Origin of the sequence: Streptomyces avermitilis MA-4680 = NBRC 14893 (assembly GCF_000009765.2) — a bacterium.
In the GTDB taxonomy this organism is placed as follows: Bacteria; Actinomycetota; Actinomycetes; order Streptomycetales; family Streptomycetaceae; genus Streptomyces; species Streptomyces avermitilis.
Window position 1 is genome coordinate 1,910,359 of record NC_003155.5, and the last position, 17,560, is coordinate 1,927,918.

Below are 17,560 nucleotides of genomic sequence, written 5' to 3' on the forward strand. Positions count from 1 at the left end.
GTACGGCCGACACGGCTGACGGTGCCGACGCCGATCCAGCGGGCGCGGGCCGACGCCGGTCCGGCTGAAGCGGTCGTCGTACGACGGATTCAGGCGCCGTACGACCGTGGGCGACCGGCGTGCGACCGGCACGCCGGTACGACGGCGGCAACTGGCGTACCGCCGCCGGCGCTCTCGTCCGCGCCGGCGGCGGGCGACGTCATCTCGTGGCGGCCGCGCCGACCACGGAGAGGGTGCCGTCGAGGTACGCCGTCCTGGAGGCGCGGCGCTGGATCTTCCCGCTGGACGTCTTGGGGATGGTGCCGGGATGGACCAGCACGACATCACGCACCGACAGTCCGTGGGCCTCGCCGATCGCGCTGCGGATCCGGTCGGTGATCTTCTCGAACTCGTCCGCCGCCTCCGGGGCCGCCTCGGCGACGATGACGGGCTGTTCGCCCTCCACTCCGCCGTCCACGGAGAACGTGGCGGTGCAGCCGGGCCGCAGCGCCGGGTGGGACATCTCCGCCGACAGCTCCAGGTCCTGCGGGTAGTGGTTGCGTCCGTCGATGACGATCAGGTCCTTGAGGCGGCCGGTGACGAACAGTTCGCCGTCACGCAGGAAGCCGAGGTCGCCGGTCCGCAGGAAGCGGCCCTCACGGTTCTTCAGGGTGGCGCGGAAGCTCTCGCGGGTGGCGAGGGTGTTGCGCCAGTAGCCCTTGGCGACGCTCGCGCCCAGGACCCAGATCTCGCCGACCTCGCCGTCGGGCAGTTCCTGCTGCCGCTCCGGGTCGGCGATCACCAGGGTCACACCGGGGCCGGGCCGGCCGGAGCCGACCGCCGCCGCGTCCGCCGCGCCGGCGTGCGGTCCGGTCTCGGGGGCCTCGATCAGAGTGGGCGGGGCCGCCACCGAGCCGCCGGTGACCATCAGGGTGGCTTCGGCCAGCCCGTAGCACGGGTAGAGCGCCTCGCGACGGAACCCGGCCGTGCCGAACGTCTCGGTGAACCGCCGCAGGGTGGCGGCCCGCACCGGTTCGGCGCCGTTGAAGGCGACCTTCCACCGGCTCAGGTCGAGGCCGTCGAGGAGGTCGGGAGTGGCCTGCTTCAGGCACAGCTCGTACGCGAAGTTGGGGCCGCCGCTGGTGTGCGGGCGGTAGTGGCTGAGGGCGGTCAGCCAGCGCTGCGGCTGCTGGAGGAAGTGCAGCGGCGAGAAGAGTGTGGCGGTCGCGCCGAGGTAGACCGTGTTCAGCACCGGGCCGATGAGGCCCATGTCGTGGTACACGGGCAGCCAGCTGACGAACAGTTCGTGGTCGTACTCCGCGATGGTGTCGGGAGTGTGGCCCATCCGTTCCGTGATGACCCGTTCGTTGTCCAGCAGGTTCCCGTGGGTCACCATCACGCCGCGCGGAGCGGAGGTCGACCCTGAGGTGTACTGGAGGAAGGCGACCGAGTCGGCGGTGAGGTCGGGTTCGCGCCAGGAGCCGGCCGCCGCGTCCGGGATGTCCTCGGTGGCGACGCAGGTGATCTCGGCCAGTTCGGGCAGGTGCTCCGCCATGGTGCCCAGGGCGGCGATCACCTCACGGCCGCCCAGGATCACCTTGGCGTCCGCGTCGGCGATCAGGCGCTTCATCCGGGTCAGGGCGCGGTGGTTCTGCGACCGGCCCTGCGGGGGCACGCCCGGCACGGCGACGACCCCGGCCGAAAGGCAGCCCAGGTAGCCGCAGATGAACTCGAGACCGGGCGGATACAGCAGCATGGCGCGGGAGCCGGCCAGGCCGCGCTCCTGAAGCCAGGAGGCGACGGCGCGGGACCGTTCGGCCAGCCGCCCGTACGAGATGTCCTGGATCTCTCCGTCACGGTCGCCCGTGACGAGATAGCGGTAGGCGGTCCGGTCGGGCTGGTGCGAGGCGTGCTTGGTCAGTAAGTCGACCAGGGATCGAGCCATATGAAGAGTCTCACCTGTCTGGATCAGTGGGCGAGGGAACTGGAGTTCGAGGGCCGCGTGACACACACGCGCAGAAGCCTTGGCCGACCTGGCCCCCTTGCCAGACCGTCCGTCTCAACCACCCGCCCGAGGAGCTGCGGCGATACGTCCGCCGACCCCTCGCGCCCCCCATTCAGCTTGCTACCAACGGGTAACACCCTAGCAAGTCCCACCCGCCCGAGGGACAGACCGCATGTAAACGCTGCGCGTCGAGGATGCGCCCACGACCGCAATTCACCCGATTGTGGGATAATACAATATGACCCATGAAAGGTTACTTTCGTGATCAACAGTGGCAATGGGACTGATTACGAGAGCATGCGGTTCGACCGCAGAGGTCAGGCCGAGGCCTTCGACGCCATCGGCGACCGCTACGACGAGGCCTTCCCGCACAAGGAGGGCCAGGTTTCCGTCGGCGAATGGCTGATCGGATCCCTGCCGCCGCGATCCCGCGTGCTGGATCTGGGCTGCGGCACCGGAATGCCGACCGCGCGCCAGCTGACGGACGCCGGCTTCGACGTGGTGGGCGTCGACCTGTCCGGCGGGATGGTGGAACTCGCCCGCGCGTATGTCCCGGGTGCGACGTTCCACCAGTTGGACGTCGCCGACCTGCGACCGGGCGGCTCTCGCGACCTGGGCCGCTTCGACGCCGTCGCGGCCTTCTTCTCCCTGCTGATGCTCCCGCGCCCCGAGATTCCGCTCGCGCTGCTGACGGTCCGCCATCTCCTCGTTCCCGGCGGCCTGTTCGCCCTCGCGATGGTGGAAGCCGATGTGGACGACTTCTCCATCCCGTTCGTCGGACACACCATCCGGGTCTCCGGCTACCTGCGGGAGGACCTGCACACGGTCATCGAGACCGCGGGCTTCGAGATCGTCAAGGAGTTCTCCTACACCTATGCCCCCTCGGTCGCCGACGTCCCTCCCGAGGAACAGGTCTTCCTCTGCTGCAGACGGCGCGGCTGAGAACGCACGAGCCATCACCGCGGACCGCGGCACCCACGGAACGGGACAAACGCGTGACGGAGCACCACACCCCTCATGAAGGCCCGGCCCAGGCCTCCCGGCAGTCCGGCGGCCCGCTGAGCGGGGCCGGGCCTGTCGCACCCGTCACGCCCATGGGCCCGCGGGTCACCCGGACGCCCCAGCCGCCCCCCGCGCACGGCCGCCACGACGGGGGCAGGCCCGGGCAGCCGGGAAAGGGGCCGGTCACCCCGTCCCGTGCCGACACCGGGCGACACGCGCCGGAAGGGGACGCTCCCGAAGCGGAGTACGCCGAGGGAGCGGTGCCGGACAGCACCGGGCCGCAGACCGACCGACTCAGGTATCTCGACGTGGCGACCCGGCAGATCGCCCGCGGGATGGACCTGGACGAGACGCTCCGAGAACTGCACCGGGCAGCCGTTCCCGCGTTCGCGGACGTGATATTCATCCATCTGCACGATCCGCTGCCGGTCGGCGACGAGAAGTCGGCCGCGCCCGTGGCCCTGCAACTGCACAGCATCGACCGGACGCCGGAGCCCGCCCACACCGGCTGGTCTCGTATGCCCGCTCCGACGAGTCTTCCCCTGCCCTCGGATGTGGCCGAGCGCGTCCATCTCACCGCCACCGGCCGGCTCGCGACGCTCCTGCTGGCCGGGCGGCCGGCGTTCGGCGACGCGCCGGGGATCGCGCCCGCGGTGGCCGAGTTGCTCGGGCCCGTGGCGAGCGTGCCCGGGGCTCTGCCGCCGGGCCGCAGACTGGTCATCGCTCCCCTGCACGGCCGCCACCACGTCATGGGCACCGTCGTTCTCCTGCGCCGGCCCGACCGGCCCGCCTTCACCGGTGACGACCTGCTGGTCGCCTCCCAGCTCGCGACCCACACCGCTCTCGGCGTCCAGAAGGCGGTGATGTACGGACACGAGGCGTCGGTGGCGGACACCCTTCAGCACACCATGCTCCCGTCGTCGCTGCCCGAACCCACCGGCGTCCGGCTGGCCAGCCGATACCTGCCCGCCTCGAAGACCGCTCAGGTCGGCGGCGACTGGTACGACGCGATCCCGCTGCCCGGCAGCCGCGTCGCGCTGATCGTCGGCGACGTCATGGGCCACTCCATGACCTCCGCCGCGATCATGGGCCAGCTGCGCACCAGCGTGCAGACCCTCGCCGGGCTGGACCTGCCTCCGGACGAGGTCCTGCACCATCTCGACGAGCAGGCCCAGCGCCTGGGCAGCGACCACATCGCGACCTGCCTCTACGCCATCTACGACCCGATATCGCACCGGCTGCTCATGGCGAGCGCCGGCCACCCGCCCGCGGTGCTCCTGCACCCCGACGGCCGCGGGGAAGTACTCCGCATCCCGCCGGGCGCCCCGATCGGCGTCGGCGGCGTCGCCTTCGAATCCGTGGAGATGCCCGCGCCCACCGGGGCGACCCTTCTGCTGTACACCGACGGCCTGGTCGAGTCCCGCGAGACGGACGTGGGAACGGGCGTCGAGGCGCTGCGTGCCCGTCTCCAGGCCACTGCCGACGGGCGCGCCGCCCCCTCGCTGGAACGGCTGTGCGACCAAGTGCTGGGCACGTTGGGGCCGGGCACCCGGGACGACGACATCGCGCTGCTCGCCGCCCGGTTCGAGGGCTTCCCTCCGGACAGCGTGGGGTACTGGTTCCTGGCCCCCCACCCGCTGACCGCGCGGCAGGCACGCCGGCTGACCCGCAGGACGCTGCGGCGCTGGGGGCTGGAGTCCCTGCTCGATTCGACGGAACTCATGGTCAGCGAGGTCGTGACGAACGCCGTGCGGTTCGCCTCACGGCCCATCGCGCTGCGGCTGCTCCGCACCGACGTGCTCCGCTGCGAGGTGACCGACGACTCCCCTCAGGTGCCCCGGATGCGGCATGCCGAGCCAGGTGACGAGGGCGGCCGCGGCCTGTTTCTGGTCAATCAACTCGCGCGGCGCTGGGGAGCGACGCGGCTGAGCACGGGCAAGGTGGTCTGGTTCGAGCAGCTGATCCCGAAGAAGTAGCCGGCCCGCGCCCTACCGGCCGGTTGCGCAGTCCGCCGTGCTCGGGACAGGAGTGTCCCGGAGTTCGGTGCTCCGGGGCGCGGAGGGCCGCTGGATGACGAGGGCGAGCAGGGCGGCGGCCGCGCAGGCGGCGCCCAGGAGTACCCAGACGAAGTCGTAACTGCCGAACGCGTCGCGGGCGACGCCGCCGAGAAGGGCGGCCAGGGCGGCGCCGACCTGATGGGCCGCGTTGGTCCAGCCGAAGACGATCGCGCTGTCCGCACCGTGGAACTGGCGGCACAGGGCGATGACGGGCGGGACCGTGGCGAGGTCCAGGAGGCCGAAGACGACGACGAAGACCATCATGGGCGGGTTGACGGTCGCGGCCATCAGCAGCGGCAGAGTGACGAGCAGGACGCCGCGGAGGGTGAAGAAGACGGCGAGCAGACGGCGGGCGTCCACGCGGTCGGTCAGCCAGCCCGAGCCGATGGTGCCGGCGACGTTGAAGACACCGATGACGGCCAGCAGCGTGGAGGCGGTGGTCACCGGCATGCCGTGATCGTGGGCGGCCGGGGCGAAGTGGGTCCACATGATGCCGTTGGTGGAGGCGCCGCAGATCGCGAACAGAGCGGCGAGCAGCCAGAACGGACGGGTCCGCGCCGAGTCACGCAGCACGGTGACCGTGCGACGGGCGGCACCGGTCACCGGAGGCGGCTTGGGGACGAAGGCGTCGCTGCCGTAGGGGCGTTGGCCGAGGTCGGCCGGATGGTCCCGCAGCGTGAGCCGGACGAGGGGAGCGGTGGCCAGGGCCACCAGGGCGAGAGTGATGAGGGCGGGGCGCCAGTCGTAGTGGTCGATGGTCCAGGACAGCGCCGGCAGGAAGACCAACTGGCCCAGCACGCTGCCCGAGGAGAGCATTCCGGTCACCAGGCCGCGCCGCTGTACGAACCAGCGGTTGGTGACCGTGGCGCCGAAGGTCATCGCCAGGGAACCGGTGCCCAGACCGACGAGGAAGCCCCAGAAGAGGGTGAACTGCCAGGAGGCGTTCATCACCGTGGTGAGCAGGGCGCCGCCGGCGACGGCACTGAGGGCGGCGACGACCACCCGGCGGATGCCGAAGCGGTCCATCAGGGCCGCCGCGAAGGGGGCGGTGACGCCGTAGAGGACCATGTTCACGGAGGCGGCGAGGCCGATGGAGCCCCTGGACCAGTGGAACTCCCGGTGCAGGGGGCCTTGGAGGATGCCGGGCATCGTGGAAAAGGCACCGGCGACCACGATGGCCAGTCCGGCGACGGCGGCTACCCACCAGGCGCGGTGTCCCTGAGCATTGCGGGGGTGTCCGGTTGTGTCTTCCATACCCGTCACCCTTCGTGAGGCGGGACGCCCGTACCACTGGCCGACTGGACAGGTAGTGAAACAATCCGGCCATGCGTGAGGAGAAGGCACACCGCGTGGTGATCCTGGTGCGCCCCGGGCTGCTTCCGATGGAACTGGGCATCGTGCACCGCCTGTTCGGCACAGCGCGCGGAGCGGACGGCCGGCGCCTGTATGCGGTGGTGACCTGCGCTCCCGTGCCCGGCGAGATCACCACCGACACCGACTTCACGATCAACGTGCCCTGCGGGCCCGAAGCGCTGGAGGGTGCCGACACAGTGATCGTTCCTGCGGCCGTGGAGGACTACACCCCGCAGAAACGGGGGCAGTTGGCCGCCCCGGTGCGTGCCGCTCTGGCCCGGATCCCCGACGGTGCGCGGCTGGCTTCGATCTGCACCGGATCGTTCGTCCTCGCCGCCGCCGGGCTGCTGGCGGGCCGCCGGGCGACGACGCACTGGAAGTCCTGCGAGGAACTGCGCACGCTGTACCCGGAGATCGACGTCGACCCCGACGTGCTGTACACCGACGACCGGGGTGTGCTGACGTCCGCGGGTGTCGCCGCCGGGATCGATCTGTGTCTGCACATGATCCGCAGTGATCACGGCGCGGAAGTGGCGAACACCGTGGCCCGCGACACCGTCGTACCGCCCCATCGCGAGGGCGGACAGGCCCAGTACATCGAACAGCCCATCCGTGAACCCGCGGATGCCTCCACAGCCGCCGCCCGCACCTACGCGCTGCGGCATCTGGAACAGCCGCTCGTCCTGGAGGATCTCGCGCGGGAGGCGTCGATGAGCGTGCGGACCCTGAGCCGCAAGTTCCGCCAGGAGACCGGGATGACGCCCATCCAGTGGCTGGCCCACCAGCGCCTCCAGCACGCCCGTCGGCTCCTGGAGCAGACCGATGAACCGGTGGACCGCGTCGCGGCCCGGGCCGGATTCGGCACCGGCACCGCGATGCGCCAGCGCTTCAGAGAAACGCTCGGCGTGTCACCGCGCGCGTACCGCCATACCTTCCGAGGGACGGCGCGGCGGCATGCGCCCGGCTGATCGTGGCCGTCCGGCGGCCGCGGGTGGCTCACGGGACCGACCTGACGGCTCGGGCTGTCCCACGGGAGGCCGGCGCCACGATCGAACGTGTCGTAACGCGCGGACGTTGCCGGACATGCGGGATCATGGGGATATCCATCGCCCCGGACGCCGAGTTTCCCCAGCAAGTGGCCGGACCGGAAGGAGCGGCATGAGACAGAGCGGATCGGTCACCTTGGGCGCGGCGCTGTGCACAGCCGCGGCACTTGGCCTGGCAGTGCCACCTGTCGCCGTAGCCGTCCCCGATCGCTGTTCCTACGTGTCGTCGACGGCGCGGCCGATGCTCACCCTCGGTGACACCGGTAAGGCGGTCAGGCAGGCGCAGTGCCTGAGCAACGTGTGGGGAGGCCAGCCGCCCAAGCTGGCCCTCGACGGGGTCTTCGACTCCGTCATGCTGAAGAAGATCGAGTGGATCCAGGGCTGCCACGGCCTGCCGCCGAGCGGTGTCATCGAGGGCCGCACTTGGCAGGTGCTTTATGACCCGGCCCTGGACTGTTACCACCCCTATCCGTCCTGAGCTTCCCCTCACCAGCCCGTTGGCTTCTCCCGGAGCCACTCCATATCCACCCCGAACCAACCCTCTGACCGGCGGAGTGCGCGACGACCGGCCGTCGTACCGGCCGGCCGTCGTCCCAGCCGGCCGACGTGCCGCCTCGGCGGCCTACGCGCCGAGATGGACGCTTGGCGAGAGCCACGTCGGACGGGGCCAGGCCGAAGTGCTCCTCGAGCATCAGCTCGGCCTGGGTGAGCGCGCCGTAGACCCATCCCTGCCCCGTCGACCACGCCGATCCGCAGACATACAGGTTGGCGTCGGGGAGCGGGTGGCGCATCCGTGGCACGACCTCCCAGCTCTTCGCCCCCACCTGCCAGAAGTGGCAGGCCGCTCCGTACGGGTCCTGCACCCAGTCCTGGAACAGGCCCACCGCGAGGGGGCCGCCGCGCCGCCGCCGAAGCTCCTTCAGCTTGCGGCTGCGCTCGGCTTCCGGGCCGAGCAGCCGCCAGGCAGCGTACGCCCCGGACACCCCGGTGTGGACGCGCGCTCGGTTCCGCAGGGAGCCGATAGGCGGGGAGCCCGCCAACCGGGCGGGCTCCCCGCGGGTCCGGCACGATGCCAGGCCGATGACGCGCTATGCCTGAACACTGGTGGTCTCAGATGCAGGCGGGAGAGAGCACGGACAACCTCGGCACTCGAGAAGCCGGGAAAGCCACGTCTGGGGGCACAGGCACCCATGGCGCGTCCGCTCAGCCGGGATTCGTCGGCGCCGCTCTCGCCGCCGTGCTCACATTCGCGCTCGCGCAGGGTTTCGCCATGACGCCGTTGCCGACTGCCTGGCGTCCACGACAACCCTGTGGCTGACCGTGTACGGAGCCGGGGCGGCCCTGCTGGTGGGTCTGGGCGCGTGGTTCTTCGACCGCACTCGTCCACGGAGAGAAACGGCCGTGGGCACCCGAAGCGCTTAGCCCCGGGCTTTCGCGCGTCCAGCAGGCTTGAGACCCCGACACGTAGGTGCACCCGAGTGACCAGGGGAGGCGCAGGGCGGCGGAGGGTCGGCGCCGGCGGTTGCCCGCCCGAGCGGAACGAGTCCATCAGCCAAGAAAGCTCAGCCGCACCTGACGGTTGGGATTGTCCTGGTTCGTGTCCACCAGACACACCGACTGCCAGGTCCCCAGTTGCAGCCTGCCGTCGATGACCGGAAGGGTCGCGTGTGGGGCCACGACGGCCGGGAGTACGTGGTCACGGCCGTGGCCGGGGCTGCCGTGGCGGTGCTGCCAGCGGTCGTCAGCGGGGAGCAGGGTGTGCAGGGCGGCGAGGAGGTCGTCGTCGCTGCCGGCGCCCGTTTCGATGATCGCGACACCGGCCGTGGCGTGCGGGACGAAGACGTTCAGGAGGCCGTCGCGGCCGGCCGCCGTGTCGCGGAGGAAGGCCTCGCAGTCGTGGGTCAGGTCGACGACCGTCTCCTGCGAGCCGGAGGCGACGTTCAGGACGCGAGTGGTGAAGGCATCGGACATGCCTCAATCCTCACCCATGCGCCGGGGTTCGCGCGCGAGCGATCGCCCGCGCCTTGATACGAGGGGTCCAGTCCGCGAGACGCCATTGACCGGGCAAGGGCCGTTTGGCTACTTTCAGCCGCATGTTGCGTTCAGCCATGCTCACCACGCGCGGTCACATCGACCTGCTGCGGGTGGCCTCCGCCGCGTGTCGCCGCGGCCGCTGACGCCCTTTCACTCCTCTCTCCCCGCCTGCACTTCGCCCTGCCCGCACGTCTGATGCCCCATCGGACGCGGCGGCGTCCAGGCGCACCCTCTTCAGGCCGCTCTCCTCCCCGTGGAGCACTCATGAGCATCAGCCATGCCCCGCCCGGCTCACCCAGGACCGATATTTCGGCAATATCCAAGGATGAGCAGGCGGTGCCCGCGCTCGAACCCATCGTCCCCGCCTCCACCCGCCGCACCCGCGTCCCGCGCTGGCTGCGCCGCACCTCCGGCCCGGTCCTGCTGCTCCTTCTGTGGCAACTCCTCAGCAGCACGGGCGTGTTGACCTCCGACGTCCTTGCCTCGCCCGGGCGGATCGCCCAGGTCGCCCGTGATCTCGTCGTCGACGGCTCGCTGCCGAACGCGATGGGCGTCTCGCTTCAGCGGGTCGCGGTCGGGCTGCTGTTCGGGGCCGCCATCGGCACCGGGCTCGCGCTGGTCTCCGGCCTGTTCCGGGCCGGCGAGGACCTGGTGGACGCGAGTGTCCAGATGCTGCGGACCGTGCCGTTCGTCGGCCTGATCCCGCTGTTCATCATCTGGTTCGGCATCGGCGAGGCGCCGAAGATCGCGATCATCACGCTCGGCGTGTCCTTCCCGCTCTACCTGAACGTCTACGCCGGTATCCGTGGCGTCGACTCCCAGCTCATCGAGGCCGGAGAGTCCCTCGGCCTGTCCCGCTGGGGGCTCGTGCGGCATGTGGTGCTTCCGGGTGCGCTGCCCGGCGCCATGACCGGGCTGCGTTACTCGCTCGGCATCGCCTGGCTGGCGCTCGTCTTCGCCGAGCAGATCAACGCGGACGCCGGGATCGGCTTCCTCATGGTGCAGGCACGGGACTTCCTGCGGACCGACGTGATCGTGGTCTGCCTGATCGTCTACGCCTTCCTCGGCCTGCTGGCCGATTTCGTCGTCCGCTCCCTCGAAAGGCTGCTGCTGCAATGGCGACCGACGTTCACCGGCCGTTGAGTACACAGAAGGCCGCGACCGCGGCGGCCCAGGCGTCCACGGCTGCCGCCTCCGCCGTACGGGTGGACGGCCTGACCCGCTCCTTCGACGGCCGTGCCGTCATCGACAACCTTGAACTCGACGTCCGCCCGGGCGAGTTCGTCGCTCTCCTCGGTCGCAGTGGCTGCGGCAAGTCCACCCTGCTGCGCATCCTCGCCGGGCTCGACCGCGACATCGAGGGCACGGTGCTGGTGCCGCGCCGCAAGGCCGTCGCGTTCCAGGCCCCCCGGCTGATGCCGTGGAAGAAGGTGTGGCGCAACGTCCTGCTCGGGCTGCCCGGAAAGCCCGAGCGTGCCGTCGCCGAGCAGGCGCTGACCGAGGTCGGCCTCGCCCACCGCTCCCACGCCTGGCCCAAGACCCTCTCCGGCGGCGAGGCCCAGCGCGCCTCGCTGGCACGTGCGCTGGTCCGCGAACCCGATCTGCTGCTGCTCGACGAGCCGTTCGGCGCGCTCGACGCGCTCACTCGCATCAAGGCCCAGCGGCTCGTCGGCGAACTCTGGCAACGCCGGGGCTGCGCCGTCCTGTTGGTCACGCACGACGTCGAGGAGGCGGTACTGCTCGCCGACCGTGTCCTCGTGATGGACGACGGCGTCATCGCGTACGAGACGGAGGTCGAGCTGGACCGCCCGCGCGACATCACCGACCCCCGGTTCGCAGAACTGCGCGCCGAACTGCTGGAGCGGCTCGGTGTCGACACCGCCGCAGAGGCCGCCTGAACCCGCACGCTCCCCGAGCCGCACGCCCCGCGCTCCCCAGAGCCGCACACCCCACCCCTTCAGCCCGCCCCCGGGGCCTCACCCTCACCTGAACCAAGCGAACGGAATCACCATGCGACGACGCCTCGCCCCCGCTCTGCTCCTCCCCTTCCCCCTGCTACTGGCCGCCTGCGGCGGGAATTCGGCGGCCGGCACCTCGACGGGCGGCAGGACGGACGGCAAGGGGTCCCTCACGCTCAACGTCGGGGACCAGAAGGGTGGTTCCGAAGCGGTTCTGCGGGCCGCCGGAGAGCTCAAGAACCTGAACTACAAGATCAAGTGGTCGACGTTCACGTCCGGACCACCGCTTCTGGAGGCCATCAACGCCAAGGCCGTCGACATCGGCGGCGTCGGCAACACCCCGCCCGTCTTCGCGGCCGGCGCCGGCTCGAAGATCTCGGTGGTGGCCGCCTGGCACGGCACGTCCAAGGGCGAGGCCGTCCTCGTACCGAAGAACTCGTCGCTGCGGAAGCCCGAGGAACTCAAGGGCAAGTCCGTCGCCGTGGCGCAGGGTTCGTCCGCGCACTACCAGCTGGTCGCCTCGCTCGAAAAGGCCGGTCTGAAGCTGAGCGACGTGAAGGTCAAGTACCTCCAGCCCGCCGACGCGCTGGCCGCGTTCACCAGCGGCAAGGTGGACGCCTGGGCGGTGTGGGACCCGTACACCTCGCAGGTGCTCCAGGCGAAGCAGGGCCGGGCGCTGGTCGATGGCGACGGTGTGGTCAACGGCCTCAGCTTCCAGGTGGCGGCGCCCTCCGCGCTCGCGGACAAGAAGAAGAGCGCGGCCGTCAAGGACTACCTGGAGCGGCTGCGGCGCGCCCAGGACTGGGTCTATGAGCACCCCGCCGCCTGGGCGAAGGTCTGGGCGAAGGACACCGGGCTGCCGTACGAGGTGGCGCTGGCCTCGGTGAAGCGCACCAACGCCAGCCGTGTCCCCGTCGCCGTCGACAAGCCGCTCATCGCCTCCGAGCAGCAGATCGCGGACACCTTCACCGGTCTGAAGCTCATCCCGAAGAAGGTCGACTTCGCCGACTTCGTGGACACGCGCTTCAACGGCGGCCTGCCCGCTTCCACCAGCACGCCCCGCGTCTACAAGGACTCCTGATGACCGTCCATCTCCACTGGTTCCTGCCGACCGGCGGCGACGGCCGCACCCTCGTGGACCGGCACGCCTACGCCTCCAACAGTGCCGACCTCGCACGGCCGGTCAAGGGCGTACGCCCGCCCGACATCGAGTATCTCGCGCAGATCGCCAAGGCCGCCGAGCAGTTGGGCTTCGAGGCGGTACTGACGCCGACCGGCACCTGGTGCGAGGACGCCTGGCTGACGACGGTGGCGCTCGCCCAGCACACCGAGCGGCTGAAGTTCCTGGTCGCGTTCCGGCCGGGCGTCATCTCGCCGACGCTCGCCGCGCAGATGGCGGCGACCTACCAGCGGATCACCCGGGGCCGGCTGCTGCTCAATGTCGTCACCGGTGGCGACTCCACCGAGCAGCGGCGCTTCGGCGACCATCTCGACCACGACCGGCGGTACGCGCGTACGGACGAGTTCCTCTCGGTCGTCCGCGGGGTGTGGAGCGGACGTCCGTACGACTTCGACGGGGCGCACTACCAGGTCGAGGGCGGGCTGACCGCGGTACCGCCCGACCCGCTGCCGGAGATCTTCTTCGGTGGCTCGTCGGCCGCCGCGGGTCCGGTCGCGGCCCGGCACGCGGATGTGTATCTGACCTGGGGCGAACCTCCCGAGCAGGTCAAGGAGAAGATCGACCGGATCCGTTCGCTGGCCGAGCGCGAGGGGCGGACGGTGCGCTTCGGCATCCGGCTGCACACCATCTCGCGCGACGCGTCCGCCGAGGCCTGGTCGACCGCGCACCGGCTCCTCGACGACCTCGACGCGGACACGATCGCCGCCGCGCAGACGGCGCTCGGGCGCAGCGAGTCGGTGGGTCAGCAGCGCATGCTGGCCCTGCACGGCGGCTCGCGCGACCGGCTGGAAATCTCGCCGAACCTGTGGGCGGGCGTGGGTCTCGTGCGCGGTGGTGCGGGCACCGCTCTCGTGGGCAGTCATGCCGAGGTCGCCGACCGGATCGAGGAATATCACGCGCTGGGCATCGAGCACTTCGTGCTCTCCGGCTATCCGCATCTGGAGGAGGCGTACTGGTTCGGGGAGGGCGTGATCCCCGACCTGGCGGCTCGTGGGCTGCTGCCCCCTGTGACGGCAGGGGGTGGCTCGCCGCTGCTGGTCGCGGGTGGCCGCTGACGATCGGGAAGATCCCGGACCCCGACCGAGTTGGTAGAAGCGTGAACAACATCGGGGTACCGGCGCGCGAAGTCGACGTGGTCGTCACAGGCGCTGGGCAGGCAGGTCTGTCCAGCGCCTTTCACCTGCGGCGCACGGGTTTCGAACCGGAACGGGACTTCGTGGTCCTGGACCACGCCCCGCGTCCGGGCGGCGCCTGGCAGTTCCGGTGGCCGTCGCTGACGTACCGCAAGGTGCACGGGATGCATGCGCTGCCCGGCATGGAGCTGACGGACGCCGATCCTTCGCGGCCGTCCTCCGAGGTCATCGCCGAGTACTTCGACACCTACGAGCGCACCTTCGACCTGCGGGTGCGCCGGCCGGTCGACGTCACGGCCGTGCGCGAGGGTGAGGGCGGGCGCCTGCTCGTCCAGACCTCCGACGGCACGTGGGCGACCCGGGCGCTCATCAACGCCACCGGCACCTGGGACCGGCCGTTCTGGCCGCGCTATCCGGGCCAGGAGTCGTTCCGGGGGAGGCAGTTGCACACGGCCCAGTACCCCGGCCCCGAGGAGTTCGCCGGGCAGCGGGTGGTCGTCGTGGGCGGCGGCGCGTCCGGCACCCAGCACCTGATGGAGATCGCTCCCTACGCGGCCTCGACCACCTGGGTGACCAGGCGTCCGCCGGTCTTTCGCGAGGGTCCGTTCAGCGAGGACGTGGGGCGGGCGGCCGTGGCGATGGTGGAGGAGCGGGTCCGGCGGGGGCTGCCGCCGCGGAGCGTCGTCTCGGTCACCGGGCTGCCGCTGAACGACGCCGTCCGACGCGCGATCGCGGACGGCGTCCTGGACCGGCTGCCGGTGTTCGACCGGATCACCCCGGACGGCGTGGAGTGGGACGACGGACGGCGCGTGGCCGCCGACGTCATCCTGTGGGCGACCGGCTTCCGCGCCGCGATCGACCATCTGGCCCCGCTGCGGCTGCGCGCGCCGGGCGGCGGGATCCGCGTCGAGGGCACCCGTGTGGTCGCCGATCCGCGGATCCACCTGGTCGGATACGGCCCGTCGGCCAGCACGATCGGCGCCAACCGGGCGGGCCGGGCGGCGGTACGGGACATCAGGCGGCTGCTGGCGGGAGAGCCCCTCACCGTGTGACACCCCGCACGGCGTCTCACCGGTGCGACGGCGACGGCGACGGACTCCGGCGGTTCCGGTTGAACTCGGCGACGTTCTTCTGATGCTCCTCGTAGCTCGACGTGAAGCGGGTGTCGCCCGGCTTGACCGTGACGAAGTACAGCCAGTCCCCCGGCGTCGGATTGACCGCGGCGCGCATCGCGTCCTCGCCGGGGTTGGCGATCGGCGTGGGCGGCAACCCCATGCGCTGGTACGAGTTGTAGGGGCTGTCCAGCTTCGTGTCGGCCACCGTGGTGTTCAGCGTGGAGCGGTTCATCGCGTAGTTGATGGTGGAGTCCATCTGGAGCGGCATCCCCCGCTCCAGCCGGTTGAAGACGACCCGGGTGACCTTGCCCATGTCGGCCTTGGTCGCCGCCTCGGACTGGGCGATGCTCGCGATGGTGACGGCCTGATACATGGTCATCGCGTTGCGCTGCGCCCCCGCGGTGATCGGGCTGCCGCGGAACTTCTTGTTCGCGGTGTCGACCATGGCCCGCAGCAGGGACTCAGGCGTCGCCTTCTCAAGGGGGTACGTCGCCGGGAAGAGGTAGCCCTCCGGGTTGCCCTCCGCGTCGCCCGGCAGCTTGAGGTTCGCCTTGGCGAGGGACTTCCTGGTAGTTCCCGCGGGCAGTTCGAGGGCCTTGTCGACGGCCTCGTAGATCTGTCCGGAACGCCAGCCCTCGGGGATCACGAGGGAGGTGGGCCGCGTGGGCCCGTCGCTCTTCAGGATCAGCAGCGGCACCGCCACGGCGGTGGCCGCCACGACGGCTCCGGTCGCGATCAGGGCGCCCCGGCCCCGGCGCGTCAGTCGAATCGTGCTCCGTGGCGGAGTGTTCATCTGCATGCGGGCACGGTAACCCGCTAAACGTCACAAACCCGGCATATCTTCATCTTGTCGGCTCCAGTTGGGCGTCTCGGCGCACCAGGGCCGCGTAACGGCCGTCCCGCTCCAGCAGTTCCTCGTGCGTGCCGCGTTCGACCGCGCGCCCGGCGTCCAGGACCACGATCTGATCGGCGCCCCGGATGGTGGACAGCCGGTGGGCGATGGTGAGCGTCGTGCGGTTGGCCGAGAGTGCGTCGATGGCTTCCTGGACGGCGCGCTCGGTGCGTGTGTCGAGGGCGCTGGTCGCCTCGTCGAGGATGAGGACCGGCGGGTCGCGCAGGATGGTGCGGGCGATGGCCAGGCGCTGCTTCTCGCCGCCGGAGAAGCGATGGCCGCGCTCGCCGACGACCGTGTCGTACCCGTCGGACAGGGAGGCGATGTGGTCGTGGATCTGGGCTGCCCGCGCCGCCGCGTACAACTCCTCGTCGGTGGCGTCCGGCTTGGCGAAGCGCAGGTTCTCGGCGACCGAGGCATGGAAGAGGTACGTCTCCTGGGAGACGACGCCGACCGCGCGCGCGAGCGTGTCGAAGTCCAGGTCGCGCACGTCTACACCGTCGAGCGTGACGCGGCCGCCCGTGACGTCGTACAGCCGCGGCACCAGATGGCTGAGGGTGGACTTGCCGGAGCCGGTGGGGCCGACGACGGCGAGGCTGCCGCCCGCGGGGACGCGGATGTCGATGCCCTGGAGGATCGGGCCGCTCTTGTCGTCGTAGTGGAACTCGACGCCCTCGAAGCGGATCTCACCCTTGACCTGGTCGAGGTGGACGGGCTGGTCCGGCTCGGTGATGTCGATGGGCAGGTCGAGGTACTCGAAGATGCGCTGGAAGAGCGCCAGCGAGGTCTGGATCTGGACGCCGGTGGAGAGCAGGCTCACGGTCGGCCGGAACAAGCCCTGCTGGAGCGAGACGAAGGCGACGAGCGTGCCGATCGACACCGAGGGGCCGCCGAGTTGCAGGGCGATGCCCGCGGTCCAGTAGATGACGGCGGGCATCGCGGCCATGACGATGCTGATGACGGCCATGCGCCAGCGGCCCGCCATGTTCGACTTCACTTCGAGGTCGACGAGGCTCTCGGACTCGTCCGCGAACGACTGGGTGAGGGAGTCGGCGCGGCCCATCGTGCGGCCCAGCAGGATGCCGCTGACGGAGAGCGACTCGGTGACCGTGGCCGCCATCGTGGCCATCTGCTTCTGGCGCTGGGTGGCTATCTTCTTGCGCTCGTTGCCGACGCGGCGGCTGATCCACACGAAGAGCGGCAGCAGGAGCAGCGACACGGCGGTGAGCCGCCAGTCGAGGGCGGCCATCGCGACGATCGTGGCGACGACACTGGTCAGATTGGAGACCAGGGAGGTGGCGGTCGAGGTGACCGTCGCCTGCATGCCGCCGATGTCGTTGGCGATGCGGGACTGGACCTCTCCGGTGCGGGTCCGGGTGAAGAAGGCGAGCGACATGCGCTGGAGCCGGCCGTAGACGGCGGTGCGCAGGTCGTGCATGACGCGCTGGCCGACGGTCGTGGAGATCAGGGTCTGGAGCACGCCGAAGATGCTGGTGACGACCGAGCTGACGATCATGCCCAGCGCGAGCAGGCTCAGCAGACCGGTGCGGCCCTGCGGGATCGCGACGTCCAGGATCTCCCTCAGGAGGAAGGGCGTGGCGACGGAGACGAGCGAGGCGGCGCCGACCAGCAGCCCGACGATCGCGAGCCGGCCGCGGTAGGGCCGGAAGAGCTTCAGAATGCGGCGCACCTGTCGCGGCTGTTCGGTGGCGGCGGGTGACGGGGTCCAGGTGGGTCGGTCGGGATGCATGGGCTCCTACGGAGGCGAGACGAGGACGACTGACGGAGCTTAGCTCATTGTTACCT

The 17,560-nt window shown here is 70.7% G+C and carries 15 protein-coding genes; 10 read left to right on the forward strand and 5 right to left on the reverse strand.

The annotated features are described in order from the left end of the window. Window positions 1–199 precede the first annotated feature (199 nt). Window positions 200–1,924, reverse strand: a complete 1,725-nt coding sequence (locus tag SAVERM_RS08230; protein WP_010982991.1) for a fatty acyl-AMP ligase — start codon at window positions 1,922–1,924, stop codon at window positions 200–202. 357 nt (window positions 1,925–2,281) lie between these two features. On the opposite strand from SAVERM_RS08230, the gene SAVERM_RS08235 reads away from it, so the two are divergent. Continuing rightward, window positions 2,282–2,926: a class I SAM-dependent DNA methyltransferase gene (locus SAVERM_RS08235; RefSeq protein WP_042492853.1), complete on the forward strand. Its 645-nt coding sequence runs from the start codon at window positions 2,282–2,284 to the stop codon at window positions 2,924–2,926. Between the two features lie 53 nt (window positions 2,927–2,979). After that, window positions 2,980–4,962 carry an ATP-binding SpoIIE family protein phosphatase gene (locus SAVERM_RS08240; protein ID WP_010982993.1) on the forward strand — a complete coding sequence of 661 codons (1,983 nt, stop codon included), beginning with the start codon at window positions 2,980–2,982 and terminating at the stop codon, window positions 4,960–4,962. Between the two features lie 12 nt (window positions 4,963–4,974). Here SAVERM_RS08240 and SAVERM_RS08245 read toward each other — a convergent pair whose 3' ends face one another. Then, a complete protein-coding gene (locus SAVERM_RS08245) occupies window positions 4,975–6,297 on the reverse strand; it encodes an MFS transporter (RefSeq protein ID WP_042492856.1) in 1,323 nt (440 codons plus the stop codon). Between the two features lie 71 nt (window positions 6,298–6,368). Between SAVERM_RS08245 and SAVERM_RS08250 the strand changes: the two genes are divergently transcribed. Next, a complete protein-coding gene (locus tag SAVERM_RS08250; RefSeq protein ID WP_037645914.1) occupies window positions 6,369–7,364 on the forward strand; it encodes a GlxA family transcriptional regulator in 996 nt (331 codons plus the stop codon). 190 nt (window positions 7,365–7,554) lie between these two features. Further along, a complete protein-coding gene (locus SAVERM_RS42275; protein ID WP_037645913.1) occupies window positions 7,555–7,920 on the forward strand; it encodes a peptidoglycan-binding domain-containing protein in 366 nt (121 codons plus the stop codon). A 1,070-nt stretch (window positions 7,921–8,990) separates the two neighbouring features. Here SAVERM_RS42275 and SAVERM_RS08260 read toward each other — a convergent pair. After that, window positions 8,991–9,413: a secondary thiamine-phosphate synthase enzyme YjbQ gene (locus SAVERM_RS08260; protein ID WP_010982996.1), complete on the reverse strand. Its 423-nt coding sequence runs from the start codon at window positions 9,411–9,413 to the stop codon at window positions 8,991–8,993. Window positions 9,414–9,550: 137 nt separating this feature from the next. Here SAVERM_RS08260 and SAVERM_RS45870 point away from each other — a divergent pair, with 137 nt between their 5' ends. The 6 genes from SAVERM_RS45870 to SAVERM_RS08285 all read left to right on the forward strand — a co-directional run bounded on the left by SAVERM_RS45870 (window position 9,551) and on the right by SAVERM_RS08285 (window position 14,799). Beyond that, window positions 9,551–9,619 (forward strand): putative leader peptide, encoded by a 69-nt coding sequence (locus tag SAVERM_RS45870; protein ID WP_351433102.1) that lies wholly within the window; start codon window positions 9,551–9,553, stop codon window positions 9,617–9,619. 121 nt (window positions 9,620–9,740) lie between these two features. Beyond that, window positions 9,741–10,619: an ABC transporter permease gene (locus SAVERM_RS08265; RefSeq protein ID WP_037645912.1), complete on the forward strand. Its 879-nt coding sequence runs from the start codon at window positions 9,741–9,743 to the stop codon at window positions 10,617–10,619. Further along, window positions 10,592–11,374 (forward strand): ABC transporter ATP-binding protein, encoded by a 783-nt coding sequence (locus tag SAVERM_RS08270; protein ID WP_010982998.1) that lies wholly within the window; start codon window positions 10,592–10,594, stop codon window positions 11,372–11,374. Before SAVERM_RS08265 ends, SAVERM_RS08270 begins: the two co-directional genes overlap by 28 nt. A gap of 112 nt (window positions 11,375–11,486) precedes the next feature. Continuing rightward, window positions 11,487–12,515: an ABC transporter substrate-binding protein gene (locus SAVERM_RS08275; protein ID WP_010982999.1), complete on the forward strand. Its 1,029-nt coding sequence runs from the start codon at window positions 11,487–11,489 to the stop codon at window positions 12,513–12,515. Next, complete coding sequence (locus SAVERM_RS08280; RefSeq protein WP_010983000.1) at window positions 12,515–13,669, forward strand: LLM class flavin-dependent oxidoreductase; 1,155 nt, start codon at window positions 12,515–12,517, stop codon at window positions 13,667–13,669. The genes SAVERM_RS08275 and SAVERM_RS08280 overlap by 1 nt, the downstream gene beginning before the upstream one ends. A gap of 41 nt (window positions 13,670–13,710) precedes the next feature. Beyond that, entirely contained in the window at window positions 13,711–14,799 is a 1,089-nt protein-coding gene (locus tag SAVERM_RS08285; protein ID WP_010983001.1) for an NAD(P)-binding domain-containing protein, read from the forward strand. Between the two features lie 16 nt (window positions 14,800–14,815). Here SAVERM_RS08285 and mltG read toward each other — a convergent pair whose 3' ends face one another. Next, a complete protein-coding gene (gene mltG / locus SAVERM_RS08290) occupies window positions 14,816–15,661 on the reverse strand; it encodes an endolytic transglycosylase MltG (RefSeq protein WP_010983002.1) in 846 nt (281 codons plus the stop codon). Between the two features lie 43 nt (window positions 15,662–15,704). Beyond that, a complete protein-coding gene (locus SAVERM_RS08295) occupies window positions 15,705–17,504 on the reverse strand; it encodes an ABC transporter ATP-binding protein (protein WP_010983003.1) in 1,800 nt (599 codons plus the stop codon). Window positions 17,505–17,560 lie beyond the last annotated feature (56 nt).